Below are 26,304 nucleotides of genomic sequence, written 5' to 3'. Positions count from 1 at the left end.
TGGTTGCAGGGCCGAGATGGGCGTTCCGTCCCTTGCGGCCGGAAACTGTCAGACCCTCTCGCTACGGTCGCCGCATGGACGCGACACCCCTTCTCAATAATTCAACTCCGCGCGCAAACACGGCAACCAACTCGGATCCGGCCGCGCCCCGCGCGACGCTGACCTGCCTACCGGTGCCGGCGTCGCTCGACGTCCTCGGTGCGGAGATCGTCGGCATGGCCGGGCGATTGGCCGCCGCCACCTGTCGCTGGCTGCTGCTCGTCGCCGATTTCGACGCCCGCGAAGGCGCTGCTCATTTCGGCCTCTGGTCGACTGCCAAATGGCTATCGCATTCCTGCGGGCTCTCCAGGCGCACGTCGGTCGATCACGTACGGGTCGCCCGCGCACTGGCCATGTTTCCTCCGCTCGCCACTGAAATGAGCGCCGGTCGCCTCTCCTACTCTCATGTTCGTGCGATCTCGCGCGTTGCGTCGCCCGGTGAGGATGCACTCGTCGCCGAGCTGATCACGGTCGCCGAACACGGCACCGTCGGTCATCTGGAGGCAGCGGTCCGAGGGCTGCGAACCGTTGACCGAATCGACGCCGGCCGACGCCGCGAAGCGTCGCTGACCTACCGTTGGACGGACGAATCCCAGTGGCAACTGAGCAGTCGTATGAATCCGGAGGACGGCGCACTCGTGCAGAGCGCCATCGAACGCATCAGCGCGGCGGAAGGCATTTCCGCGCCGCAGGCCTTGCTGCGAATGGCTGAGTTGGCGACGATCGCGATGAACGACTCCACCCCGCCGGTGCGTGAACTGCGTGGGCACGAGCGGGCCGCCGTCGTCATTCACCTCGACGTCGCCGCGGTGCCGGCAGTCGAGGCCGATACACCGACGACCAGCTCAGCCGAGGCGCCTGCGAGTACAGACGGGCGCGCGTACGGGCGTATCGAGGGTGGGCCGGGGCTATCGAAGCAAGTGGTCACACGACTGCTCTGTGACGGCAGGATTCGCACCGCAATTCGGGACGGCGCCGGCAACGTGCTCGATCTCGGCCGATCTCATCGAGTGGTATCCGACCGACAGTTCCAGGCGCTGCTGCTTCGTGACGGTTGCTGCACCTTTCCCGGCTGCGAGAGCCGTCGTAACCTGCAGGCCCATCACGTACGGCACTGGCTCGACGGCGGGTGTACCGATCTGGGCAACTTGACGCTGCTCTGCCAGGCCCACCACCTGGCGCATCACGAAGGTGAATTTGTCATCGTTCCGATCGACGGCGTCGACGGGTACTTCGAATTCCTTCGCGCCGACGGCACCTCGCTCAGGGCAGGAACGACTGTTCCTCCCGTCAGCCCGGCGTCTCCCATCGACGATGAACACCCAAACGTCGCGCTCGACGCGGCGCGTACGAGATGGGACGGCCAGCGAATGGACCATCACTGGGCGATCGCCGTGCTGGCCGAGCGCCGGGCGTGGAACCGACGGAACTAACGGTCTCGTGTCGGCTGCTGCGGCCGTCAGCTGATCGGTTCAGCTGAACCGAATGCTCTCAGTCGGGGGCGTTCTCCCAGTCGTATTCGAATTCCGGGAACGGGCCGCCGGCCGTCTCGGGAACGCCGCCGGCAACTACCTGGTGTGGCGCGAAGATCGGACCCTCCCACATGTCTTCGCCGAGGTCGCAGCAGAAGGAGCGCAGGTCCGGGAGCCAGCCGGACTGCTGCCGAGCCAGGTGGTGAGCCCACTCCTCGGCATCAGGCGGCAGCGGGGCGAGGAGCGCGGGCCAGCGCGCGGCGATCCCGGTGGCCAGCCCCAGGAGCAGGCTTGCGTTCGGCTCGGTCATGGTGGTGTCGGCGACCAGTTCGATCTCGACGCAGCCATCGCCAGTGCGCAGTCGCTCGACCGGAGCCTGGACTAGGGCCGCCCGTAGCGCTGGCTCAAGCACAGCGAGGATCCGTTGATGTTCGCTGACCTCGGCGTGCGTGGTGATGCGCAGGGCACCGTCGAAGTCGGCGTCACCGGTCTCGAGTTGCACGCTCGACTCGACGCTGCGGGCCTTCACCCGACGGTCCATTGTGCTGCGCCGCTCGACCGTGAGCTGAGGAAGGGCGGCCGGCACCGGAAAGTAGGCCGTCAGCTCGGCTCGGTCGGCCTGGTCCCGTGCTCGGGTCCGCCCGTCATGCTGGCGAGCCTCGATCCGCAGCGGCACCCCGGCCGTCGCGATGTCCAAACTCCAGACGCCGCTGTTCGGCTTCTTCAGATCCTCCACCGGCGGCCCGGCCGTGATTGGCACGCCGAGCATTGAAGTCGGAAACTGGTCGCGATCGATGAGCCTCAGCACGTTGCTCCCCCTCCGATGGCCGCGCGGGCCCGACGCTATCAGCCGGCTAGCTCAGTTCGACGAGACGCTTGCGGCACTCGGCGGCGACGTCGTCGACCTCGCGCAGTGTCCGGCGTAGGTCGCGCTGGCGGGCCCGCAGGTCCTCGCCGAGCTCGTCCAGGCGGGCCAGCAGTTTGGTGAGCTGGCGCTTCTCGCTGGCCTTCGCCCCGTCGTACATATTGACGATGTCGGCGATCTCGACCAGCGACATCCCGAAGCGCTTCCCGCGCAGGATCAACTTGAGCCGGGCATGCTCGCGGGCCCGGTAGATCCGGGCCGTCCCCTGCCGCTCCGGGGCGATCAGCCCTTCGGCTTCGTAGAAGCGCAGGGTGCGAGTGCTGACGCCGAGCTCGTCGGCCAGCTCGCGCACGCTCCAGGTGCGTTCAGCAGGCGGGCCCGCAGAGAGCCTCGCGGACAGCCTGACAGGCGGCGACGGCTTCGTTCTCGGTGACGCTTTCGTCCGGGCCGGCATCGGGCTATCATCGCTTTACGTTGACGTAAACGTCAAGCAGACTGGAGTCGACCGATGCCGTTCGAACTTTCCGACGAACACGAGGCGTTCCGCCGGGTGGTGCGGGACTTCGCCGAGCGCGAGGTGGCGCCGCACGTAGCGGCCTGGGACCGCGAGCATCACTTCCCAACCCACCTGGTGAAGGCGATGGGCGACCTCGGCCTCTTCGGCCTGGTCGTCGACGAGGAGTACGGCGGTTCAAAGGCTGGCGGTTCTAAGGGTGACGGCGCCTTCACCAGCCTCTGCGTCGCCATCGAGGAGCTGGGGCGGGTCGACCAATCAGTCGGGATTACGCTCTCGGCCGGAGTCGGCCTCGGCATCAACCCGATCCTCACCTTCGGCAACGACGACCAGCGGGATCAATGGCTGCCCGACCTGGTGGCCGGGCGGAGCATCGCCGCGTTCGGGCTCACCGAATCCGGCGCCGGCTCCGATGCCGGGGCCAGCAAGACCCGGGCCGAACTCGTCGGTGGTGAGTGGATCGTCAATGGAAGTAAGGCCTTCATCACCAACTCCGGAACTGACGTGACGTCGGTGATCACCGTGACGGCCCGCACCGGGGCCAACGAGATCTCGGCGATCATGATTCCGGCCGGCACACCGGGGCTCACCGTCGACCCGCCCTACGAGAAGTTGGGGTGGCGGATCTCCGACACCCACGGACTCACCTTCGATGACCTGCACGTCCCCGAGTCGAACCTGCTCGGCACCCGGGGCAGCGGACTGCGGCAGTTCCTGGCCATCCTCGACGACGGGCGGATCGCCATCTCGGCCCTGGCCCTGGGGCTGGCCCGGGCCTGCCTGGAGCAGAGTCTCGCCTACGCCAACCAGCGCAGCACCTTCGGCAGCCCGATCGGCTCGCGGCAGGCGATCGCCTTCCAGCTCAGCGACCTCGCGGTCTCCGTCGAAGCGGCGCGTCTGCTCACCTACCAGGCGGCGGGATTGAAGGACGCCGGCCGTCCGGCCAAGGAGGTGAGCCAGGCTGCGGCGATGGCCAAGCTCTACAGCAGCGAGGCGGCGATCGCCGCGACCCGGGTAGCCACTCAGGTCTTCGGCGGCAACGGCTTCATGGAGGAGTACCCGGTGGCCCGCTTCTACCGCGACGCCAAGATCCTCGAACTGGGTGAGGGGACGTCGGAGATCCAGCGCCTGGTCATCGCCCGCGGCCTCGGTCTCCCGGTCACGACGTGAGCGACAAGTACGAGCTCGCGCGGGCAGTGACGCTGCAACCCTCAGCGGCGGCGGCGGCCAAGCTCGAAGCGCAGCAGAAGCTCTACGTCCGGGACCGGGTCTCGCTCCTGCTGGACGAGGGGAGCTTCATCGAGGACGGGCAGCTGGCCAACGCGCTCGGCAGGGGACTGCCGGCCGATGGTGTCGTCACCGGCCAGGGCCTGGTCGACGGGCGTCCGGTGCTGGTGGTGGCCAACGATCCCTCGGTAAAGGCGGGGTCCTGGGGCGCGCTGACCGTCGAGAAGATCGTCCGGGTGACCGAACGGGCGCTGGCCGCCGAGCTACCCATCTTCTGGCTCATCGACTCGGCCGGGGCGCGGATCACCGACCAGGTGGCACTCTTTCCGGGGCGGCGTGGCGCCGGGCGCATCTTCCACAACCAGGTGGCGCTCTCGGGGAAGGTGCCGCAGATCTGCTGCCTCTTCGGGCCGTCGGCCGCCGGTGGGGCCTACATCCCGTCCTTCTGCGACATCGTGATCATGGTCGAGGGGAACGCCTCGATGTACCTCGGGTCGCCGCGGATGGCCCAGATGGTGGTCGGTGAGGAGGTGTCGCTGGAGGAGATGGGCGGCGCCCGCATGCACTGCACCGTCTCCGGTTGCGGTGACAACCTGGCGGTCGACGACGCCGACGCCATCGAGCAGGCCAAGCTCTACTTCTCCTACCTGCCGACCTGCTGGCGCGAGCAGCCGCCGGCGATGGCCGCGCTGGAGCCGTCCGTCGAGTTGGATGACGAGTCGGTGCCGGAGCAGGAGTCGGTTCCCTTCGACATGCACCAGATCATCGACGGGGTCGTTGACGAGGACTCCTTCTTCGAGATCAAGCCACTATTCGCCGCCGAGTTGGTGATCGGCTTCGCCCGCGTTGACGGGCATCCCATCGGCGTGGTGGCGAACAACAGCGCGGTGCGTGGCGGCGTGCTCTTCGTAGACTCCGCTGACAAGGCGGCCCGCTTCATCTCACTCTGTGACGCCTTCAACGTGCCGCTGCTCTACCTGGCCGACGTCCCCGGATTCATGATCGGCAGCGCGGTCGAACGGCAGGGGATCATCCGGCACGGGGCGAAGATGATCACCGCCGTTGCCGAGGCCACTGTGCCGCAACTCTCGGTGATCGTGCGGAAGGCTTACGGCGCCGGTCTCTACGCCATGGACGGGCCGGGTTTCATGCCCGACGCCTGCATCGCGCTGGCCACCGCGAAGATCGCGGTGATGGGTCCGCAGGCAGCGGTCAACGCGGTTTATGCCGGAAAGATAGCCGAAATCTCCGACGAGACGGAGCGAGAGGATTTCGTCACTCGAATGCGGGCCGAGTACGAGCAGGACGTCGACCTGATGCGGCTGGCGTCTGATCTGGTCATTGACGCGGTCATCACGCCCGCGGAGTTACGTTCACAAGTGCAGGCAAGATTTGCCGTGCTTGTCGGAAAATCGCGTGCCGTTCCCGCCAAACGACATGGTGTGCCACCAGTATGACGTCGGGAGAGCTTGTTGACGGGGGTCTGTGAGTGACGGATGTGCGGGTAACCAGTCGTTTCGCGACGGTTGAGGAGATGGCAGCAGTGATCGCGGCCCTGGCTCAGTTGCGGACCCGGCTCAATGCGCCATTGAACGAATCACGTTACGAAGCTTGGCGATCGCAGCGGATCGAAGCCATCCGAACCGAAGCGATCCAGGACGGCGCGCCGTGGTGAGCGCAGAGCCGAACCCGAACGAGCGGCGCATCGAGCAGCGTGGCCTCTGGTTCGAGGAGTTCGAGACCGGTGTCGTGTATCTACACCGTCCGGGACGCACCGTGACCGAAGCCGACAACGTCCTCTTCACCACGCTGACGATGAACACTCAGGCGCTGCACCTGGATGAGGCCTGGAGCCGGCAGCAGCAGTTCGGCCAGCGATTGGTGAACAGCATGTTCACCCTCTCCACGATGGTCGGCCTCTCGGTCGCGCAGCTCACCCAGGGCACCATCGTCGCCAACCTCGGCTTCAGCGAGGTGTCGTTCGGCCACCCCGTTTTCGTCGGCGACACCCTCTACGCCGAGACGAGAGTCTTGTCGAGCCGGCTGTCCACCACCCGCCCCGGCGAGGGCGTCGTCACCCTGGAGCACGTGGCGCTCAATCAGGACGACGTCGTCGTCGCCACAGCCACCCGTGCGACCCTGGTTCGCTGCCGCCCCGCTCCGGAGACGACCTGACGATGAGCGGCGAGATCGTCTGGCTCTTCTGCCCGGCCGACCGGCCGGAGCGATTCGCCAAAGCGGCCGCGATCGCGGACATCGTCATCCTGGATCTGGAGGATGGCGTCGCTGCGGCCGACAAGATCGCGGCGCGCGCCGCCTTGGAGGGTTCGGTCGGCCTCGACCCGCAGCGGGTGGTGGTGCGGGTGAACCCGGTCGACACGCCGGAGCACGCGGCGGATCTGGAGGCGCTGGCGGCGACGCAGTTTCGGCGCATCATGCTGGCCAAGGCGGAGTCGCCGGGGCAGTTGCAGCCGCTCTCCGGGTATCGGATCACCGCGCTCTGCGAGACACCAGCCGGGGTGCAGCAGGCACCGGCGCTCGCCGGGCACCCGTCCGTCGAGGCGCTGATGTGGGGCGCGGAGGATCTGCTGGCCGGTCTCGGTGGCACCTCCAGTCGCTTCGCCGACGGGCGTTATCGGGAAGTGGCCCGCTATGCCCGTTCGCGCGTCCTCATCGCAGCGGCGGCCGCCGGTAAGCGAGCGATCGATTCGGTCTACCTGGATATCCCCGACCTGGACGGGCTAAGTGCTGAAGCCGACGATGCCCGCGCCTCTGGCTTCGCCTCGAAGGCGGCGATCCACCCGTCCCAGGTCGAGGTGATCCGCCGCAGCTACGCGGCCACGCCCGAGGAGTTGAGCTGGGCGGTGCGGGTGGTGGCCGCGGCTGAGCAGGAGCGCGGGGTCTTCGCGTTCGAGGGGAAGATGGTGGACGAGCCGGTGCTGCGGCACGCGCGCCGGCTGCTCGACCAGTCCTAGTTGTGAGGAGCGGGCATGGATAAGACCTTTAGCTCGGCTCGGGAGGCGGTGGCCGATATCGGCGACGGTGCCTCGCTGGCCGTCGGTGGCTTCGGCCTCTGTGGCGTCCCGATCCGGCTCATCGACGCGATCGTCGCCGGCGACAGCACCGGCCTGCGGACCGTCTCCAACAACTGTGGGGTCGACGGCGCCGGCCTGGGGATCCTCCTCGGCCTGGGACGGATCAGCCGCACCATCGGCTCCTATGTGGGAGAGAACCGCGAGTTCGCCCGGCAGTACTTGGGCGGCGAGATCGAGGTGGAGCTCTGCCCGCAGGGGACGCTGGCCGAGCGGCTGCGGGCCGGCGGCGCCGGGATCCCGGCCTTCTACACGCCGGCCGGGGTGGGAACCCTGGTCGCCGATGGGGGTATGCCGTGGCGTTACGCGGCCGACGGTTCGGTGGCGGTGGCCTCACCGGCGAAGGAGGTTCGTTCCTTCGCCGGGCGTGACTACGTCCTGGAGGAGGGGATCGTCACCGACTTCGCGTTGGTCCGGGCCGCGCGGGGCGACCGGCACGGCAACCTCGTCTACGCGGCGTCCGCGCGCAACTTCAACCCGCTCTGCGCGATGGCCGGCCGCATCACCATCGCCGAGGTGGAGGAGCTGGTCGAACCGGGGGAGATCGACCCCAACGATGTCGACACCCCGGGCGTCTTCGTACAGCGCGTCGTCGAGGTGGGGGTCGAGGGGAAGGCCATCGAGAAGCGAACGGTCAGCCGGGTCGGGGGAGTCTGAGATGGCTCTGACGCGTGACGAGCTGGCGGCCCGGGTGGCGGCCGAACTCGAGGACGGCAGCTATGTGAACCTCGGGATCGGCCTGCCGACGCTGATCCCCAACTTCGTTCCGGCCGGTGTTGAGGTCGTGCTGCACTCGGAGAATGGCGTGCTCGGGGTGGGGCCGTATCCGGATGAGGCGCACGTCGACGCGGACTTGATCAACGCGGGGAAGGAGACCGTCACCGTGCTGGCCGGGGCGGCCTACTTCGACTCGGCGCTGTCATTCGGGATGATCCGCGGCGGGCACATCGACATCGCGGTGCTGGGCGCGATGCAGGTGTCGCAGCGTGGAGATCTGGCCAACTGGACCATCCCCGGCAAGATGATCAAGGGGATGGGCGGCGCGATGGACCTGGTGCACGGGGCGAAGCGGGTGATCGCGATGACCGAGCACGTGGCCAAGGACGGGACGTCCAAGATCGTGCCGGAGTGCACGCTGCCGCTCACCGGTAAGGCGTGCGTGCAGCGCATCATCACCGACCTGGCCGTCATCGACGTGACCCCCGACGGGCTGGTGCTGCGCGAGACGGCACCGGGGGTGAGCGTCGCCGAGGTGGTGGCCGCGACCGCCTGCCCGCTACACGTCTAGACCCCCGCTCGCGCCCCCGCCTTGTCTGCCGAAGTTCCGCCTGCGGGCCGATTTGCGGGCGTTCAACGGACAAAGCGCGGGCAGGAGCAGTGCCGGCGGAACCACCGACGGGAAATGAAAATGGGTGGCCCACCTCGTGCGAGATGAACCACCCAAATTGGTGGGCAAGGGGGGAGTTGAACCCCCACGTCCTTTCGGACACACGGACCTGAACCGTGCGCGTCTGCCATTCCGCCACTTGCCCGTGACGAGCACACTGCGGCCGACCGTTGCGGCAAACCGTAGTGCAGTGAAGAAGGTTATCACTATCCGGACACACCTTGCGCCAGGTTGGTGTCTCGCTCAACGGCTCCCCAGTAGGATTGCCCAAGCGCGTCTTGATCAACGCGTCTTCTCGTATGCGTTTTGCCCGATTCTGTGGGCTGGGCATGGCGTGACGACGCCGGTCAGACGCCGAGCTTGCCGCAACGGGTTAGCTGCGCAACTGCAGCTGCGACAACTCGCAGACGCAGTCGAGACAGATGAAGGAGCATGAGATGAGCCTGGCGCAACGATTCGAGCGACGCCTGGAGAGTCTCGTCGGAACCGCATTTGCTCGCGTCTTCAAGGGCCAGGTCGAGCCGGTGGAGATCGGCACGGCGCTACAGCGCGAAGCCACCGACAAGCGAAACGTGATGGGCAATGGCGAGGTGCTCGCACCGAACCGCTACCGGGTCACCCTCTCGCCGAGTGACTACGAACGCCTGGTGCCCTGGCAGGTGCAGCTGTGCAACTCGCTCGCCGAGCTCGTCCAGGAGCACCTCGACGAGAACAAGTGGCGCACCATCGGTGACATTGTGGTGCTGCTGGCTCTGGACGAATCGCTCCACACCGGAGTCTTCGGTGTCGCGTCTCGAATGGAGTCCAGCGCCCCACCGCGGCGCCGCCCGGTCGACTCGCTCTCGCTGCCGGCCTCGACCGTGGATCCGGCCGCCGAGCCGATCGCCCCCGCGAACATCCCGCCGGTCGGAGTCCCGCCAGTCGCTGTCCCGCCAGTCGGTGTCCCACCCGTCGCTGTCCCGCCGGTCGCCGTCCCGCCGGTACCCGTGCCCCCCGCCCCGCCATTGGCCCCGTCGTTCGCCCAGTCACCGCCGGTCGCGCCGGCGGCGGCCGCCGCCCCACCGCGCAGCCGGGTCTCGGTACTCATCGACGGCACCGCCCGCCGCTTCGACCTGCAGGGTGGCTCCAACGTCGTCGGGCGGGGCAACAACACCGATCTGCAGCTGCTCGACCAGGGTGTTTCGCGACGGCACATTGAGATCGCCTTCGACGGCCACGTGGCCACGCTGTCGGATCTCGGCTCGACCAACGGCACCACAGTGAACGGCCACGCGGTGACCAGTCACCAGCTGCGCCACGGCGACGTCATCCGGGTGGGCCACACGCGCTTGGTCTTTCAGCAGGAGCAGGAGTGAACTCTCCGCTGGCCATCCAGCTGATGCGCTTCGGTTTCCTGGCGCTTCTCTGGCTCTTCGTGCTGGCGGCAGTCCGAGTTATCCGCACCGACCTCAGTGCCAGCGGCCAGCAACGCGTCGGTGTTCCACCGCCCGCCCGTCGGCGTAACCGCACCAAGGAGCCGGTGCCGGCGGCTCCGGCTCGCCGCGGTGCGACCCAGCTGGTGGTCACTGCCGGCGGCCTGGCCGGCACCCGCATCGGGCTCACCGGTGCCCCGGTGCTCATTGGGAGGGCCAACGATTCCACGCTGGTCCTCACCGACGACTACGCCAGCACCCGGCACGCCCGCATCTCCCAGCAGGACGGCGTCTGGTTCGTTGAGGATCTGGGCTCCACCAACGGCACCTACCTCGGTGCCCGCCGGATCGAGGCGCCCAGCCCGATCGAGGTCGGGGTGCCGGTGCGCATCGGCAAGACAGTTCTCGAGCTGCGATGATGAGCGCTTGCGCGAAGAGCAGTGTCACCGTCGGCGGAGCCGGATCGGGTCGCGAAGGTGCCCGAGCGCAGCGAGTGGTATCTGAGTACCCGATGAGCGCTTGCGCGAAGAGCAGTGGCGTCCTCTCATGAGTCTGGCCCTGCGCTTTGCGGTGCGCTCCGATCCGGGGTTGGTCCGCGGAAACAATGAGGATTCCGTCTACGCCGGCCCTCGGTTGCTGGCCATCGCCGACGGCATGGGGGGACACGCGGCGGGTGAGGTGGCGAGCAAGATCGTCATCGGTGCCTTGGAGCGCCTCGACGAAGACCGCCCGCTCGGCGACATGCTGGCCGCACTGCGACGCTCCGTCAACGACGCCAACAACCGCATCGCCGACGCGGTCACCAACGACTCCGAGCTCGACGGTATGGGCACCACGCTGACCGCGCTGCGTTTCACCGGCGCGCAGGTCGGCCTGGTGCACGTGGGTGATTCGCGGGCCTACCTGCTGCGCGGCGGGCAGCTGTCGCAGATCACCCACGATGACACCTACGTCCAGTCGCTGGTCGACTCCGGCCGCCTCACTGCCGAGGAGGCCCAGCATCATCCGAGAAAATCAGTGATTCTGCGGGCGCTGATGGGCACCGAGGTCGACCCCGACGTCTCAATCCGCGAGGCCCGGGCCGGCGATCGTTACCTGCTCTGCACCGACGGGCTCAGTGACGTGGTCACCTCCGCCACCATCCTGGAGGCGCTGCGCGAAGGTGATCCCCAGGAATGTGCTGATCATCTGGTGGATCTCGCGCTGCGCGGCGGTGGGCCGGACAACATCACCTGCATCGTGGCCGACGTCATCGACTCCGACTACTCCGGCGACGATATGCCAGTGATTGCCGGGGCATTCATCGACTTCCCGAATAAGCCGGCCCGCGACCAGAGCGCCTCCAGCCCGGCTGAACGGGCGGCCCAGATGACCCAGGGGCCGGCCGCCCCAGCCCCCGCGAGCAAGCCCAAGCACTGGCGGATGCTGCGCCGGGCCGCAGTGCCGATCGCCACACTGGTCGTCCTCTTCGGGGCGCTCTTCGCCTTCTACGGCTGGACCCAGTCGCAGTACTTCGTCGGCCAGGACGGCAGCGAAGTGGCCATCTTTCGCGGGGTGAACACCGCGTTCGGCCCGGTCAAGTTCTACAACGTCGCGCAGAACACCGACATCAAGATGTCCGACCTGAATCTGGCCAGCCGCAACCAGGTGGCCTCCGGAATCACGGCCCACTCGCTGTCGGAGGCTGAGCAGATCAAGGCGAATCTGCTGGACAACCTGCTGCCGCTCTGCTCGTCGATAGCGCCGACGCCCTCACCGCTTCCGACGCCCTCACCGATCCCCTCCGGCGCTGGCACGCGTCCAGTCGTGCCCACCCCGGTGGTGACGCCACTGCCTACCCCGGTCGCCACCTCGGTCGCCACCTCAGCGCCCACCGACGCCGGCGCGACCGATTCCGGGTCCACCTCCGAGCCGGGCAAGACGCCATGTCGTCCGTAGCCGTCGCGCCGGCCCGCCCGGCCGAGAAGCCGCCGAAGCCGCCGAACCGGCGCAACGTCGAGCTGGTCATGCTCATCTTCGCCGTCGGCGTCGTGCTCGCCGCCGAGGCCGTCGTCGAGGCGACCAACGAGGGCCACGTCAATTCGCACCTGCTCAGCTACGGGCTCGTGCCGCTGGGTCTGGCTCTGCTGGCCCATCTGGTGGTGCGCCGCTACGCGCTCTACGCCGACCCACTGCTACTTCCCTGTGCGGTGTTGCTCAACGGCCTCGGGCTGGTGATGATCCGCCGCCTCGATCTGGGACTGGAGCAGCAGGCCCGCGAGCTCGGGCGCAGCTTCGACGGCGCCGCCGCTCCGAGTCAGGTGCTCTGGACGGTGATCGCGTTGATCTGCTTCACGGCGATCCTGATCATCGTTCGTGATCACCGCATCCTGCAGCGTTACGCCTACACCTTGGCCCTCATCGGGCTCTTCTTCCTCGCCCTCCCGGCGGTCCTGCCGGCGCGATTCAGCGAGGTCAACGGGGCTCGCATCTGGATCCGGCTGGCCGGATTCTCGATTCAACCGGGTGAGTTGTCGAAGATCCTGCTGACGATCTTCGCCGCCGCCTATCTCGTCGCCAAACGGGATGTCCTCTCTCTGGCCGGGCGGCGCTTCCTCGGCCTCGAACTGCCGCGGGGGCGCGACTTCGGCCCGCTGCTGCTGGCCTGGCTGATCTGTATCGCCGTGCTCGTCCGCGGGCACGACCTGGGCACATCCCTCATGTTCTTCGGACTCTTCGTGGTGCTGCTCTACGTCGCCACCGAGCGGGTCAGCTGGGTCATCATCGGTGTGCTGCTCTTCGCCGCCGGGGCCTACGTCTCCTACCACCTCTTCGCCAACGTCCAGCTGCGGGTCGAGGTCTGGCTACATGTCTTCGCCGACGCCGAGGATGCCGGGTATCAGGTGTCGCAGTCGCTCTTCGGTCTGGGGACCGGTGGGCTCTTCGGAGCCGGTCTGGGTGGCGGCCATCCGGAGATCGTCCCGCTGCCGGCGACCGACTTCATCATCTCCTCCTTCGGCGAGGAACTCGGCCTCTTCGGCCTGGTCGCGCTGCTGCTGGTGTACATGCTCTTCATCGCCCGTGGCTTCGCGGCGGCCCTGGCCGTGCGTGATTCATTCGGGAAACTGCTCGCCACCGGTCTCGCCTTCTCCGTCGCGCTGCAGCTGTTCGTGGTTGTCGCCGGGGTCAGCCGGCTGCTGCCCGAGACCGGTCTCACCACCCCGTTCCTCTCCTACGGCGGATCGTCGCTGGTCACCAACTGGGTGCTGCTGGCCCTGTTGCTGCGAATCTCGGACTCCGCGCGGCGACCGGCCGGCTCGCTGCCGCTGCCACCTCCGCCGAGCAGCCCGGCCGGGCCGCCGACGACGAGCATCCCGGTGGTGGTGGACGCATGAACCGCCAGATCCGCCGAGTCGCGATCGCCGTCGGTGTGCTGATGGCCGCGCTGCTGCTGAACCTCAACTACGTCCAGGTGATCAAGAGCGATGCCTATCGCGACGACTCTCGCAATCGCCGGGTGCTGCTCACCGAGTACTCGACGCCGCGCGGGCAGATCGTGGTGCAGGGCACCCCGGTCGCCGAGTCGGTGCGCACCACCGACGAGCTGGAGTTCCTCCGTCGATACCCGCTGGCCAAGCAGTACGCGTCGGTGACGGGATATTACTCACTCTTCTACGGCAAGGGCGGTCTGGAGCAGTCCGAGGACGAGGTGCTCTCCGGCAGCGACCCGCGGCTGCTCGGACGGCGCATCGCCGACATCATCACCGGTCGGGAGCCGCAGGGCGGCAGCGTGATCCTCACCCTCAACAAGGCAGCTCAGGCCACCGCCTACGCCGCGCTGGCCGGGCGGCGCGGATCGGTGGTGGCGATGGATCCGGTTACCGGGGCGATCCTGGCCGACGTCAGCTCGCCCTCCTACGACCCGAACCTGCTCAGCTCGCACAACTCGGCCGAGATCCAGGCGGCCTGGGACCGCAACGTCAACGACCCCAACCAGCCGATGCTCGATCGCGGCCTCGCCGTGAGCTACCCGCCCGGTTCGGTCTTCAAGGTCGTCGTCTCGGCCGCTGCGCTGAAGGCCGGGAAGGTGCCGAGCGATCGGATCCCGGCGCCGACCGTCTTGAAGCTCCCCGGTACCGAGTCGGCGACGATGACCAACTTCGGCGGCGAGAAGTGCGGCAACGGAGTGACCGACACGCTCCTCAACGCGTTCACCATCTCCTGCAACACCGCGTTCGGGCAGCTCGGCATGGATCTGGGTACCGACGCCGTCCGCAGTGAGGCGGCGCTCTTCGGAATCGACGATCAGTCGCGCACGGTGCCGCTGCCGGTGGTCCGGTCGACGATCGGGCCGGTGCCCGACCAGGCGGCGCTGGCCCAGACCAGCATCGGTCAGCGGGATGTGCAGCTGACCTCGCTGCAGATCGCGATGCTCTCGGCCGCGGTGGCCAACGACGGCAAGCTGATGACCCCGTATCTGGTGGCCCGCGAGCAGGCGCCGAACCTCTCGTCCCTCTCGGTGACCGAACCGAAGCTCTTCAACACCGTGCTCGACTCCGCCCAGGCCACCATGCTCCAGCAGATGATGGTGAGCGTCGTGCAGAACGGCACCGGGACGAAGGCCCAGATCAAGCTGCCGGGCGTGGTCGTCGGGGGCAAGACCGGAACGGCTGACAACCAGGATTCGCAGGGCCACCCGCTGGCCCCACATGCCACCTTCACCGGCTACGCGATCCGCAACGGCACCCCGAAGATCGCCATCTCGGTGGTGCTGGAGAACGCCGGCGTCAACGGAAGCGAGAGCGCCGGTGGTCTGGCGGCAGCGCCGGTGGCCAGGGCCGTCATGTCGGCGTATCTCAATGATCCGGCGAGCAGTTGATATGAAGATTTCAAGCGAAATGCGTACGGCAATGAGTGAGGATGTTCGATGACACAGCCCCGTCTAATCGCGAACCGGTACGAGCTCGGTGAGCTCATCGGCTATGGCGGCATGGCCGAAGTGCACCGTGGGCGGGACGTGCGTCTCGGCCGCGAGGTGGCGATCAAGGTGCTGCGCGCCGACCTGGCTCGGGACCAGACCTTCCTCAACCGGTTCCGTCGCGAGGCGCAGGCCGCCGCTGGACTCAATCACCCGGCAATCGTTGCCGTTTACGACACCGGAGAGGACGTCGGCACCGACGGCCCGATCCCCTACATCGTCATGGAGTACGTCTCGGGACGGACCCTGCGCGACGTCCTCAAGGCCGAGGGACGACTGCCGGCCGAGCGGGCCATGCAGGTCTCGGCCGAGATCTGTGCCGCCCTGGATTTCAGCCACCGCAACGGAATCGTGCACCGCGACATCAAGCCGGCGAACGTGATGATCACCGAAGCCGGTGCGGTGAAGGTGATGGACTTCGGCATCGCCCGCGCCCTGAGCGACAACTCGGCGACGGTGACCCAGACCGCGGCCGTGATCGGCACCGCGCAGTACCTGTCCCCGGAGCAGGCACGGGGGGAGTCGGTCGACGCCCGTTCGGATGTGTACTCCACCGGCTGCCTGCTCTACGAACTGATAACCGGACATCCACCTTTCACGGGTGATTCGCCGGTCGCGGTGGCCTACCAGCACGTCCGGGAGACGGCGCCGTCGCCGTCCTCGGTGGACCCGACGATCCCGCGGGCGCTGGACTCCATCGTGATGAAGGCGTTGGCCAAGAACCCGCTGAACCGCTACCAGTCGGCGGCGGAGATGCGTTCGGACCTGCAGCGGGCGCTGGCGGATCTGCCGGTCGAGGCCGAGGCGGTTCTCACCGACGACGAGCGGACCCAGCTCATCGCCAAGACACCGGTTCCGGTGGCCGGTGCGGCCGCGGTCGCGGCCGGCGGTGACGGCGACCCATTGGCCGAGGAGGAGCCGAAGAACAGACGGGCCGCCTTCGTCTGGTTGGCCGTGGTGGCCGCGCTGCTCATCGTCATCGGACTCACCGCGTACCTGATCGTCTTCGCCGGCAGCGACAAACCGAAGCTGGTGGCGGTGCCGAACATCATCGCGGCCGCTCCGGCGGCGGCGGACAACTCCCTGCTGCAGCAGGGCTTCAAGCTCGCCTCCGGCACCCACGCCACCGCCAGCAAGTGCGGCATCGACCCGGACAACGCCCCGCAGACGGTGGCGGTGGGCAACGTCTGCACGCAGACGCCGCTGCCCAACTCGCAGGAGCGCGAAGGGACTGTGGTGACGTACACGGTCTACGCGGTGCCGACCGTGGCCGTGTTGTCGGTCGTCGGCAAGCAGCTCTCCGATGCCAGCAATGTGCTGGCCGCACAGGGCCTGACGGTGACCTCCACGAGTGTCGACAACGCGGCGCCGGCCGGGCAGGTCGTCGATCAGAATCCGAAGGCGAACACCTCGGTACCGACCGGGTCAACGGTTCAGCTGTCGGTCTCCTCCGGAAAGGTGCCGCTGCCGAACGTGGTCGGGATGAAGTTCGCCGACGCGCGCCAGCAGCTGACCCAGCAGGGGTGGCTCGCGGTCAACAGCACGCCGACGATCGTCAAGACGAGCGACAAGTCCAAGGACGGTCTGGTCTCGGCGATGAACCCGCAGCCGGGCATCTCCTACACGCAGGCGACGCCGATCACGCTCACCGTCTACCAGTTCATCGCGCCGACGCCGACCTGTGCGCCATCGCCGAGCCCGGCCGCCACGCCGCTGCCGGGGGTGACGCCGGATCCGGCGGCGACCCCGACTCCGACGGTGGTTCCGCCGGCTCCGGGCTGCTAGACGCTGCGGGCGGGGAGGGTGACGGTCGCGGTGAGTCCGCCGCGACCACCCTTCTCCGAGGGTTTCCCCGCCGAACGCGGGGTGTCTGACAGCACGATGCTGCCGCCGTGCGCGCGCACCAGGTCGCGGACGATCGGCAGGCCGAGCCCGGTGCCGCCGGTGCCACGCGACCGCGACGCCGCGATCCGGTAGAAGCGATCGAAGACCCGGCCCCGCTCGTTCGGCTCGATTCCGGGCCCGTCGTCGCTGACCGCGATGACGACGTTGCGCCGCCCGCCGCCCTCCGACGAGATCGTCACGCAGACCGAGGCCGCCGCATAGCGCAGCGCATTGTCGACCAGATTCACCACGATCCGGCGCAACCCATCGGGGTCGCCGGAGACGGTCAGTGGCCCGAATGCCCGCGCGCCACCGGAGCCCGCGTCCGAGACCGTTGGCCCCCGATCCTCCGGCGCGATCACCACCTCGACCGGAACCCGCGCCTGGCTGTACTGCGGCAGCAGCGACTCCACGAGCTCACCGACGTCCACCGGCTCACGCCGGGCCAGACCGCCGCCCGCCTCATCTGAACGCGCCAGCGCCAGCAGATCATCGACCAGCCGCTGCAGACGGTCGATATCCACCATGACATCGGCCGCCACCTCGTTCCAGTCGGTCTCCGGGCCGAGCCGTTGCGCGATCTCCAACTGCAGCCGGGCCGAGGCAATGGGCGACCGGAGCTCGTGGGCGGCGTCGCCGACGAAGGTGCGCTGCCGTGAGGTCGCCGAGTCCAGCCGGTCGAGCATCGCATTGAGCGTCACCGCCAGGCGCTGGATCTCATCCTCGGCGGCGGGGACCGGCAGCCGCTGGTCGGCCAACCCGGCCGCGGTTATCGCCTCCGCCTTGGCCCGCAGCCCGCGTACCGGGCGGATCGTCTGCCCGACGATCCAGTACGTCACCAGGGCCATCGCCAGCACCGCGATGGGGATGCCCAGCAGGGCCGCGTTTCGCAGCAGATGCACGCTGCGGGTCACCTGGGCCATGCTCGTCGCGACGATCACCGTCTCGTCGTCGGCCGGCACTCCGACGACGCGCAGGGTGTCGTTCACGCCGCGGCTCTCGGCGTTGATGGTCAGCCGACCGCCGGCCCGCACCGCGGCCACCTGCCCGTCCGAGAGCAGCGAGACCGCAGCGTCCGTGCCGAGTTGGAAGGCCTCGACCCGGTTCTGCGCGTCGACGATCTGGATGTAGTCACCGGCCCCGCCGACCAGCGGGGACGGCTGCTTGCCGCTGCGCACCAGGGCGGCGATCTCGTTTCCGGTCTTGTAGGCCGACGAGTCGATGGAGCGGGTGAGTGACCAGCGCTGCAGCCCGATGAGCAGCACGGCACCGGTCACCACAGCGAAGGCGAAGAGCAGCGTGGTCGCGGCGGTGATCCGTTCTCGCAGCGACCGCTTGCGCCAGAACCCCTTGAGAGCGCCAATCACGGCCGGCAGCTACCCGCCGGCGCCGCTGGTGGCATCCGCTCCGCCGACGCCGGTCACAGCGAGCCGGTAGCCGGCACCACGAACTGTCTGCACGCTCTGGCGACCGAACGGGACGTCGATCTTGCGCCGCAGATACCCGACGTAGACCTCCACCACGTTGGCGTCGCCCTCGTAGTGGGCGTCCCAGACATGGTGCAGGATGTCGGACTTCGAGACCGCCTCGCCGGCGCGGCGCATCAGGTACTCCAGCAGCGAGAACTCGCGCGGGGTCAGCTCGATCTCGGTCTCGCCGCGGTGCACCGAATGGGCGGACGGGTTCAGCACCAGATCGTCGACGGTCAGCGACGCCGGCCGGGGGATGACACCGCGGCGCAGCAGCGAGCGCACCCGGGCCACCAGCACCACGAAGGAGAAGGGTTTGGTGAGGTAGTCGTCGGCACCGATATCCAGCGCGTCGGCCTCGTCGTACTCGCCGTCCTTGGCCGTCAGCATGAGGATCGGGACCCAGTTCTCCTCTTTGCGCAGGGCCTCGATGATCCGGTAGCCCGACAGTCCGGGCAGCATGATGTCGAGGATGACCAGGTCATAGGTGGTCTCCTGGGCCGCGTGCAGCCCGTCCGGGCCGTTGTGCAGCACATCGACGGTGAAACCTTCGCTGATCAGCCCGCGCTGCAGGGCTGAGGCCAAGCGCACTTCGTCTTCCACGATGAGCAGTCGCACGATGAGTCCTCCGTCAGCAGAGTCGAGCGGGTCAGGCACTCACTCTGCCACTCACTCTGCCAGGAATTTCTCAGGATGGGTGGGAATCGCTCAGGCTGATCACAGTCACTTCGAGCCAGACTTGCGGCATGCGCGGGATCAGTGGTGTCTTCACCAGACATCGTTATCTGCGGTGGTTGGTGCCGACGGCGGTCGCTGGGGTGGTCGCCGTCGTCGCCGCTGGCGGCCTCTCGGCGCAGGCCAGCACCGACCTGCCGTACCGAAGTGCGGCCCAGTTGCTGGCCGACCTCGAGTCCTCACACGTCGGCGGCCTGAGCGGCACCGTCGTGCAGAAGGCCGCGCTCGGACTTCCGGAACTACCCAGCGTCGACAGCTCGGGTCAGACCGGAGGCACGCTGCTCGGCCTGCTCAGCGGCTCGCACACCGCCCGGGTCTGGTACTCCGGGGCCACCAAGCAGCGGGTGGCACTGCTCGACTCGGTTGGCGAGACCGACATCTTCCGCAGCGGCGCCGACCTCTGGTCCTGGAACAGCAGCTCCAAGGTCGCCTCGCACACCACGCTGCCGGCCGCCGACGCCAAGACTCCGAGCGCGACGACGCTGACCCCCGATCAGCTGGCGGCCCGAGCGCTGGCCGTGATGAGCCCCTCGACGCTGGTCACCACCGACTCCTCCCGTGAGGTCGCCGGACGGGCGGCCTACGAGCTCGTCCTCACCCCGCGGGACACCGCGTCGCGGATCGGGTCGGTTCGCATCGCCGTCGACGGGGCCAAACGCGTCCCGCTGGCCGTGCAGGTCTATGCCCGCAACGACCTGTCGAAGGCGGCGCTCGACGTCTCCTTCACCGAGATCAACTTCGCCGTACCGGACGACTCCAACTTCGACTGGAAGCCGCCGTCGGGCGCGACGGTCACCCAGGACTCCGGTACCTCCAAGCAGGCCGGCAAGGCGATCGCCGCCGCGTCGACGGCCGACCAGCCCTCGACGATCGGCAGCGGGTGGACGAGCGTGCTGGCCACCCACGCCAAACTTCCGGCCGACACGGGCAGCGACTCCAAGCTGATGGCCGCGCTCACCCCGGTGAAGGGCGCCTGGGGCAGCGGCCGGCTCTTCGATTCGAAGTTGCTGACGGTCTTGCTCACCGATGACGGCCGCGTCTTGGCCGGCGCGGTGGAGCCGTCCGCGCTATATGCGGCGGCGGCCACCTACAAGTAAGCGACAATCGTCAGGTGACCGAGCTGGCTGTGGCCTCCGCTGCCCTGACGAAACGCTTCCGCGGCGGCCAGGTCGCGGTCGACTCCCTCGATCTGGCGGTGCCGACCGGATCGGTCTACGGCTTCCTCGGCCCCAACGGTTCGGGTAAGACCACCACCATCCGGATGCTGCTCGGCCTCATCCTCCCCACCGCCGGAACTCATTCGCTGCTCGGTGAGGCCTTCCCGGCCGGCGCCGCGCGGGTACTGCCGAAGGTCGGCGCGCTGGTTGAGGGGCCGGCCTTTCACCCGTATTTATCAGGACGTTCCAACCTGGCGCGGCTGGATGCCGCGGACGCCTTCGCCGATCCGCGCAACGCCGGGCACCGGATCGGGGCGGCCCTCGACCGGGTCGGCCTGGCCGCCGCCGCCGGGAAGAAGTACCGCAACTACTCCCTCGGCATGCGACAGCGGCTCGGCATCGCCGCCGCGCTGCTGCAGCCGCGCGACCTGCTCGTACTCGACGAGCCCACCAACGGCCTCGATCCGCAGGGCACCCGCGAGGTCCGGCATCTGATCACCGAACTCGCCGCCGACGGGGTGACCGTGATGGTCTCCTCGCACCTGCTGAGCGAGGTCGAGCAGGTCTGCAGCCATGTCGGCGTGATGAGTGTCGGGAGGATGGTCTGGCAGGGCTCCTTCGCCGAGCTCTCGCAGCAGCAGCACGTGCTGGCCCAGGTGAGCACGGCCGACGGCGAGCGGGCCGCGTCGACCCTGGCCGCGCTGGGACTGGCCAACGTCGCGATCAACGACAGCGGCGCCACGGCCGTGCTCGGATCGGTGCCCCCGGAGTCGGTGGTCGCCGCCCTGGTCAATGCCGGAGTGGCGGTGCGCGGCTTCGTCGTCGCCCGCCCGCAGTTGGAGGACGTCTTCGTCGAGCTCACCGGGTCGGGTTTCGATGTCAGTGGCTGAGGCACCAGTGGACCCGCTGGCCGGCCGCCCCCTCGGGCGCCGATCTCCCTTCGCGGTGTTGCGACTGCTGCGCTCGGAACTGGCCATGATCTTCCGGCGCCGCCGCAACCTGGCCATCCTCGCCGTCCTCGGTGCACTCCCGATCGTCATCGCGATCGCGGTGCGCAGCACCTCCCAGCATCCGAGCCGCGGCGGGGAGGACAACGGCGGAGCGCTCTTCAACAGCATCACCGACAACGGGGTCTTCGTCGCCTTCGCCGCGCTGGCCGCCGTCCTCGCCTTCTTCCTGCCGCTGGCCGTCGCGGTGGTGGCCGGCGACGCGATCGCCGGGGAGGCGAATGTCGGCACCCTGCGCTACCTGCTGACGGTGCCGGTCGGACGCACTCGACTTCTGGTGGTGAAGTACCTCGGGATCCTGGTCTGGTGCCTGGTGAGCGTGCTGCTGGTCGCCCTCATCGGCGTTCTGATCGGCGTCGCGCTCTTCGGCGGTGGATCGGTGACGCTGCTATCCGGCACCTCCGTCTCGTTCGCGGCCGGGCTCTATCGACTGCTGCTGGTGGTGCTCTACCTGAGCTGGATGATGGCCGCGGTCGGCGCGATCGGGCTCTTCGTCTCGACCCTGACTGAGGTGCCGGTGGCGTCGATGGCCGCCACGCTGGCCCTGGTTATCACCAGCGAGGTGCTGGACGCGGTTCCGCAACTGCGTACGCTGCATCCCTGGCTGCCGAGTCACTACTGGCTGCAGTTCGCGGATCTTCTGCGTGACCCTATGGACACAGCCCGAGTTCAACATGGCTGCGTGGTCGCGCTGGTTTATGTGGCACTCTTTCTCACCCTCAGCTGGGCCCGTTTCAGTAACAAGGACGTCACTAGCTGAAACCGGCGAGAATTACCGGTTCGAAATGCCGTCCAGACGGTAGGCAACCACCGCAAGTGCCGTGTTTACGGGGCTTCGGCCGAGTCCGTCGGCGGTATTGGTTGCAATACCAACAAAGCTATTGACGCTCCTTCACCCGGCCAATACGGTTACTCACAAGTAATGATTGCGGGGGCTGGGCCGACTGTCGGTTCGTTGAAAAATGTCGCCGCAACAGCCAACCGTGGGGGATGTGGCGCAGTGGAGATTTCATCCGACAGCAAGTCAATTCGCAAGGCTGGTCGCTCCCGGCGGAGGCGCATTCTCATTCCCGCCGCGGTAGCGGTGACCCTGGCGTTGGCCGTCATCCCGCAGACCGCGGCCGGTGCGCTGGGCTGCGGCTTCCTCGGCCTCTCCAACTGTGCGCCGAAGGCACCGACCGGTGCTCCCGGCACCTCCGTCGCACAGCTGAGCCAGGTCAACCAGAGCGGCAACGGCGGCACCAACCCCAAGCTGGGTGCCGTCCCCTCGACCAGCAAGATCGGTGTCCCGAACGCCGGCGTGGTACCGATCGTCGGTCTCAACAGCGCCCGCGCCGACGACGGCGCCTTCGTCGCCTACGAGAGCCGGGTCGATGCCCGCACCGTCGACCTGATGGTCTACTCACCGGCCCTCAACGGTCCCGCGCCGGTTCGCCTGATGCTCCCGGCCGACTGGTCCACCCAGCCCAGCTCGACCTGGCCGTCGGTCTACCTGCTGCACGGTGGCAATGACAAGACCGACTACCAGTCCTGGTCGCTGTTCACCAAGCTTCCGCAGGAGACGGCGGCCACCGACGCCCTCTTCGTGCTGCCCAGCATCGGCAGCTCCGCCTTCGCCACCAATTACTGGAACTACGGCATCTCCGGTCAGGGAAACCAGTACGACACCTTCGTTGCCACCGAGCTGCCGCAGCTGCTGCAGCGTGGTTACCGGGCCAACAGCAAGGCCGTCGTGGCCGGGATCTCCAGCGGCGGCTACAGCGCGCTCGCCCTCGCCGCCCTGCACCCGGCCACCTTCGCCGCCGCCGCCTCCTACAGCGGCCTGGACGATCTCTCCTCGGTCACCACCGGACTCATCATCGAGGCCGGTAACCTGATCGACCTGAAGAGCCCGGTCGCCATGTGGGGTGACTACCTGCTGCAGAACTCGATCTGGCGGGCCCACGACCCGGCCGCGCTGCTGGCGAACCTGCGGAACACACCGGTCTTCGTCTCCGCCGGCAACGGCAAGGTCGGCCCGCTCGATCCGTCCGGGGCCAGTAGTGACTCGATCGAGCCGGTCGTGCTCGGCACGAGCCAGTCCTTCGCTCAGAAGGCGCAGTCAGCCGGAGTTCCCGTCACCTCTGACTTCTACGGCAACGGAACCCACAGCTGGTTCTACTGGGACCGCGAGTTCGTCCGCTCCTGGCCGATGTTCGCCGCCGCTGCCGGCATCAGCGGTTCGCTCACCGGAGTGTCGCCCTGAGTTCGGCCACCACTGATCGGGGGCGATGGACCTCTACGACCATCATCGTCTCGATCTCCCTGGCTACGTTCATTACGGCGCTCGACAATACGGTCGTCAACGTAGCTCTCCCGGTGATGCAGCGAGAGCTGCAGCTGAGCACCAACGATCTGGAATGGATCGCCTCCAGTTACATCCTCTCCTTCGCCAGCTTGATGCTGGCCGGGGGGAAGCTCACCGACCGGTTCGGCCGGCGGCGCATCTTCATGATCGGCATGCTGGTGTTCGGTACCAGCTCGCTCCTGGCGGGACTGGCCCCCAACGCCGGCGTGCTGATCGCCACTCGGGCCGTGCAGGGCGTCGGTGGCGCGCTGGCCCTGCCGGCGACGCTCGCCATCCTGGCCTCCGATGCGACGTCGCGTGAGCGCGTCCTCGGGGCCGGCATGGCGACCGCGTCGGCCGCCTGCGCGCTGGCCCTCGGTCCACTCGTCGGCGGGGCGATCGCCGAGTACTTCCACTGGAGCTGGATCTTCTTCCTCAACGTTCCGGTCGTCGCCGTCACTGTGCTGATCGCCGCGATCGGGCTGCCGAAGGCACCGCCGGCCAACCCGGACGGGCCGATGGACGTGCCTGGCCTGGTGCTCTCCGGGCTGGCCCTGAGCGGGCTCACCTGGGCGCTCATCGAAGGCGGGGTGCAGGGCTGGAACTCCCAGCCGATCCTCTTCGCATTCGCGGTCGCGGTGCTCTGCGTCATCGCGTTCATCTACGCCGAGTTTCACACCGACGACCCGCTCATCGACGTTGCCCTCTTCCGTAACCGCCTCTTCAGCGGGGCCACCGTCGCGCAGTTCCTCTGGGGTCTGGGGATCAACGGAGTCTTCTTCTTCACCTCGCTCTTCCTGCAGAACATCATGGGTTACTCGCCCACCCAGGCCGGGGCGGCCTTCATCCCGCTGGCCGTGGTCCTGGTGCTGGTGGTGCCCTTCGTCGGGCGGATCGTCGCGATGCTGGGCACCGACCTCACCGTCGCCGCCGGGCTGCTGATGGTGGCGATCGGTCTCTTCTGGGTCTCCACGGTCGGCTCGTCGGGGGTCTACCTCGATCTGCTGCCCGCGCTGATCCTGGTCGGGGTCGGATCGGCCCTGTCCATTCCCCTCACCTCGGCCGCCCTCACCGTCGTTCCCGAGGTGAGTGCGGGGATGGCTTCGGCCGTCCTCACCGCAGCCAAGGAGATCGCCGGCGTGTTCGGCATCGTCCTTACCGGGGCTGTACTGCTCGGACGGCAGAATTCCCTTGTGGAGCAAGGGTCTTCCGCCTCGGATGCCTTTGTCGGGGGGTATGAACGCGGGCTGCAGGTGGGGGCCCTGCTCACGCTCGTCGGAGCCGTCGTCGCGCTGGTGACGATGCGCCATGTTCCGAAGCACCTGCGCACAGTGTCAGATACGTCCGGACGTCATCGCCGGTTGCTGGATGACGTCGAACTTCGAACCGGTCAGGCGATGCAGTCCCATCCGCTGGTGCTCGTCTCGGCCGCCGGCCCGACAAGTGAGATCTATCAGAGCGAAGAGGGGGATTCATGAGAATAGTTCTGGCTGCGCTTGGTTCGCGCGGCGATACCCAACCATGCGTCGCGCTTGCTGAAGGACTCATGCAGCGTGGGCACGACGTCACTGTGCTGGCGTCGGAACGGTATGCGCATGTTGTTCGGGGAGTTGGGTTGACTCATGTGCCGATCTCCTTCGATCCGCAGGAGATGGTGGAGTCGGAGGAGGGTCAGGCGATGCTCGCCGGCGGCGCGCTGGGTTTCGTGCGCGGCATACGTAACGTGATCGAACCACTGGCGGAGCGGACGCTCAGCGAGATGGAGGCCGCCTGCGAGGATGCCGAGCTCATCCTGGCGCCGGCGATGGGCGGCTGCGGCCGGCACATCGCCGAGCGCTACGGCATCCCGCACGGAATCCTGCAGTTCCAACCCAGTGAGCCGACGGGTGCCTTCGCCAACCCGGTGATCACGGCGAGGAACCTCGGTGGCACGGCTAACCGAGCTACCTTCGCGCTGATCGAGGGACTCACCTGGGCCGCGCTGGCCCGGATGACCAACCGGCTGCGCCGCTCGGTGCTCGGGCTGGCGCCGCTGCGCCGCAGTACGTTCCACTACGACCGGGCGGCGGCGGTCCCGATGCTCTGCGGAGTGAGTTCGGTGGTCGTGCCCCGCCCGCTCGACTGGCCGGCGAATGTGCACATGACCGGATTCTGGCTGCGCTCGGACGGCCGGCCGTTGGAGCCGTCGCTGGCCGAGTTTCTGGACACCGGTCCGCCGCCGGTCTACGTCGGCTTCGGCAGCATGACGGCGAGCGAGCCGCGGATCCTGGCTGACGTGGTGCGGGCCGCCCTCCACCGCACTGGACTCCGCGGAGTGGTGCAGGGGCTGCCCCGCTGGAACCACACCGGCGACACCGTGTATTTCGTGGACGAGGTCGACCACGCGATGCTCTTCCCGCAGATGGCCGCCACCGTTCACCACGGTGGCGCCGGAACCACGGCCACCGCGCTGCGGGCCGGTGTGCCCAGCGTGGTCTGCCCCTTCTTCGGCGATCAGCCGTTCTGGGGCAACAAAGTCACCGAGCTCGGCGTCGGGCCGGCGCCGGCGCCGATGAAGGATCTGGACGCCGATCGCCTCGCCCGTCGGCTGCGGGTGGCCACCTCGGACCGCTCCATCCGGGAGAAGTCGGCGCTGGTGGGGAGCTGGCTGCAGGCCGAGGACGGCGTCGAGAACGCATGCCGGATCATCGACGACACCTTCGCCCCGACCGGGCGCCGCGAAGTCCGGATCGGTTAGCGGGCGGCTCGTTCCGAGCTAGTT

Annotated in this window: 24 protein-coding genes and 1 tRNA gene; 20 read left to right on the top strand and 5 right to left on the bottom strand. The window is 68.1% G+C overall.

The window, feature by feature from the left end; all coding sequences use genetic code 11:
- Positions 1-74 precede the first annotated feature (74 nt).
- Complete coding sequence (locus CPH63_RS02405; protein ID WP_096301408.1) at positions 75-1,472, top strand: HNH endonuclease signature motif containing protein; 1,398 nt, start codon at positions 75-77, stop codon at positions 1,470-1,472.
- A gap of 58 nt (positions 1,473-1,530) precedes the next feature.
- Here CPH63_RS02405 and CPH63_RS02400 read toward each other — a convergent pair whose 3' ends face one another.
- Both CPH63_RS02400 and CPH63_RS02395 read right to left on the bottom strand, forming a co-directional pair.
- Complete coding sequence (locus CPH63_RS02400; protein ID WP_172892147.1) at positions 1,531-2,271, bottom strand: hypothetical protein; 741 nt, start codon at positions 2,269-2,271, stop codon at positions 1,531-1,533.
- 94 nt (positions 2,272-2,365) lie between these two features.
- A complete protein-coding gene (locus tag CPH63_RS02395; RefSeq protein WP_197704530.1) occupies positions 2,366-2,728 on the bottom strand; it encodes a MerR family transcriptional regulator in 363 nt (120 codons plus the stop codon).
- A gap of 156 nt (positions 2,729-2,884) precedes the next feature.
- On the opposite strand from CPH63_RS02395, the gene CPH63_RS02390 reads away from it, so the two are divergent.
- From CPH63_RS02390 to CPH63_RS02360, 7 genes are all read left to right on the top strand, one after another.
- The gene (locus tag CPH63_RS02390; RefSeq protein ID WP_096301405.1) at positions 2,885-4,060 is read left to right on the top strand and encodes an acyl-CoA dehydrogenase family protein; all 1,176 of its coding nucleotides are present in this window, start codon (positions 2,885-2,887) and stop codon (positions 4,058-4,060) included.
- Complete coding sequence (locus tag CPH63_RS02385; protein WP_096301404.1) at positions 4,057-5,574, top strand: acyl-CoA carboxylase subunit beta; 1,518 nt, start codon at positions 4,057-4,059, stop codon at positions 5,572-5,574. The genes CPH63_RS02390 and CPH63_RS02385 overlap by 4 nt, the downstream gene beginning before the upstream one ends.
- 77 nt (positions 5,575-5,651) lie before the next feature.
- Complete coding sequence (locus CPH63_RS02380; protein WP_206745632.1) at positions 5,652-5,792, top strand: hypothetical protein; 141 nt, start codon at positions 5,652-5,654, stop codon at positions 5,790-5,792.
- A complete protein-coding gene (locus CPH63_RS02375) occupies positions 5,789-6,292 on the top strand; it encodes a MaoC family dehydratase (protein WP_096304891.1) in 504 nt (167 codons plus the stop codon). Before CPH63_RS02380 ends, CPH63_RS02375 begins: the two co-directional genes overlap by 4 nt.
- A gap of 2 nt (positions 6,293-6,294) precedes the next feature.
- The gene (locus CPH63_RS02370; protein ID WP_096301402.1) at positions 6,295-7,092 is read left to right on the top strand and encodes a CoA ester lyase; all 798 of its coding nucleotides are present in this window, start codon (positions 6,295-6,297) and stop codon (positions 7,090-7,092) included.
- Positions 7,093-7,107: 15 nt separating this feature from the next.
- Entirely contained in the window at positions 7,108-7,866 is a 759-nt protein-coding gene (locus CPH63_RS02365) for a CoA transferase subunit A (RefSeq protein ID WP_096301401.1), read from the top strand.
- A 1-nt stretch (position 7,867) separates the two neighbouring features.
- Positions 7,868-8,497, top strand: coding sequence for a CoA transferase subunit B (locus CPH63_RS02360; protein ID WP_096301400.1), 630 nt, complete (start codon positions 7,868-7,870; stop codon positions 8,495-8,497).
- Between the two features lie 158 nt (positions 8,498-8,655).
- Here the strand turns inward: CPH63_RS02360 and CPH63_RS02355 are convergent.
- Positions 8,656-8,741 (bottom strand) — tRNA-Leu (locus CPH63_RS02355).
- Between the two features lie 292 nt (positions 8,742-9,033).
- On the opposite strand from CPH63_RS02355, the gene CPH63_RS02350 reads away from it, so the two are divergent.
- The 6 genes from CPH63_RS02350 (at position 9,034) to pknB (ending at position 16,750) form a co-directional block, all read left to right on the top strand.
- Positions 9,034-9,951 carry an FhaA domain-containing protein gene (locus CPH63_RS02350; protein WP_172892146.1) on the top strand — a complete coding sequence of 306 codons (918 nt, stop codon included), beginning with the start codon at positions 9,034-9,036 and terminating at the stop codon, positions 9,949-9,951.
- A 23-nt stretch (positions 9,952-9,974) separates the two neighbouring features.
- Positions 9,975-10,427, top strand: a complete 453-nt coding sequence (locus CPH63_RS02345) for an FHA domain-containing protein (RefSeq protein WP_096304890.1) — start codon at positions 9,975-9,977, stop codon at positions 10,425-10,427.
- A 127-nt stretch (positions 10,428-10,554) separates the two neighbouring features.
- Positions 10,555-11,946 carry a PP2C family serine/threonine-protein phosphatase gene (locus CPH63_RS02340; RefSeq protein ID WP_096301398.1) on the top strand — a complete coding sequence of 464 codons (1,392 nt, stop codon included), beginning with the start codon at positions 10,555-10,557 and terminating at the stop codon, positions 11,944-11,946.
- Positions 11,934-13,382 (top strand): FtsW/RodA/SpoVE family cell cycle protein, encoded by a 1,449-nt coding sequence (locus CPH63_RS02335; RefSeq protein WP_096301397.1) that lies wholly within the window; start codon positions 11,934-11,936, stop codon positions 13,380-13,382. The genes CPH63_RS02340 and CPH63_RS02335 overlap by 13 nt, the downstream gene beginning before the upstream one ends.
- Positions 13,379-14,866 (top strand): penicillin-binding transpeptidase domain-containing protein, encoded by a 1,488-nt coding sequence (locus tag CPH63_RS02330; protein WP_096301396.1) that lies wholly within the window; start codon positions 13,379-13,381, stop codon positions 14,864-14,866. Before CPH63_RS02335 ends, CPH63_RS02330 begins: the two co-directional genes overlap by 4 nt.
- A gap of 48 nt (positions 14,867-14,914) precedes the next feature.
- Positions 14,915-16,750: a Stk1 family PASTA domain-containing Ser/Thr kinase gene (gene pknB / locus CPH63_RS02325; RefSeq protein WP_096301395.1), complete on the top strand. Its 1,836-nt coding sequence runs from the start codon at positions 14,915-14,917 to the stop codon at positions 16,748-16,750.
- Here the strand turns inward: pknB and CPH63_RS02320 are convergent.
- Positions 16,747-18,216, bottom strand: a complete 1,470-nt coding sequence (locus CPH63_RS02320; protein ID WP_096301394.1) for an ATP-binding protein — start codon at positions 18,214-18,216, stop codon at positions 16,747-16,749. The two genes, pknB and CPH63_RS02320, sit on opposite strands and share 4 nt — an antisense overlap.
- Positions 18,217-18,225: 9 nt before the next feature.
- Positions 18,226-18,936: a response regulator transcription factor gene (locus tag CPH63_RS02315; RefSeq protein ID WP_096304889.1), complete on the bottom strand. Its 711-nt coding sequence runs from the start codon at positions 18,934-18,936 to the stop codon at positions 18,226-18,228.
- A 128-nt stretch (positions 18,937-19,064) separates the two neighbouring features.
- Between CPH63_RS02315 and CPH63_RS02310 the strand changes: the two genes are divergently transcribed.
- The 6 genes from CPH63_RS02310 to CPH63_RS02285 all read left to right on the top strand — a co-directional run bounded on the left by CPH63_RS02310 (position 19,065) and on the right by CPH63_RS02285 (position 26,280).
- A complete protein-coding gene (locus CPH63_RS02310) occupies positions 19,065-20,150 on the top strand; it encodes a hypothetical protein (RefSeq protein ID WP_096301393.1) in 1,086 nt (361 codons plus the stop codon).
- A gap of 14 nt (positions 20,151-20,164) precedes the next feature.
- Complete coding sequence (locus CPH63_RS02305; RefSeq protein ID WP_096301392.1) at positions 20,165-21,100, top strand: ABC transporter ATP-binding protein; 936 nt, start codon at positions 20,165-20,167, stop codon at positions 21,098-21,100.
- Positions 21,087-21,977: an ABC transporter permease gene (locus tag CPH63_RS02300; RefSeq protein WP_096301391.1), complete on the top strand. Its 891-nt coding sequence runs from the start codon at positions 21,087-21,089 to the stop codon at positions 21,975-21,977. Before CPH63_RS02305 ends, CPH63_RS02300 begins: the two co-directional genes overlap by 14 nt.
- Before the next feature lie 240 nt (positions 21,978-22,217).
- Positions 22,218-23,462: an alpha/beta hydrolase family protein gene (locus tag CPH63_RS02295; RefSeq protein WP_157749223.1), complete on the top strand. Its 1,245-nt coding sequence runs from the start codon at positions 22,218-22,220 to the stop codon at positions 23,460-23,462.
- On the top strand, positions 23,369-25,021 hold the full coding sequence (locus CPH63_RS02290) for an MFS transporter (RefSeq protein WP_096301389.1): 1,653 nt from the start codon (positions 23,369-23,371) through the stop codon (positions 25,019-25,021). Before CPH63_RS02295 ends, CPH63_RS02290 begins: the two co-directional genes overlap by 94 nt.
- The gene (locus CPH63_RS02285; protein WP_096301388.1) at positions 25,018-26,280 is read left to right on the top strand and encodes a glycosyltransferase; all 1,263 of its coding nucleotides are present in this window, start codon (positions 25,018-25,020) and stop codon (positions 26,278-26,280) included. The genes CPH63_RS02290 and CPH63_RS02285 overlap by 4 nt, the downstream gene beginning before the upstream one ends.
- The last annotated feature ends 24 nt before the right edge of the window (positions 26,281-26,304 follow it).

Source organism: Jatrophihabitans sp. GAS493 (assembly GCF_900230215.1).
Classification (GTDB): domain Bacteria; phylum Actinomycetota; class Actinomycetes; order Mycobacteriales; family Jatrophihabitantaceae; genus MT45.
This window is presented reverse-complemented; position numbering and strand designations above follow the sequence as displayed.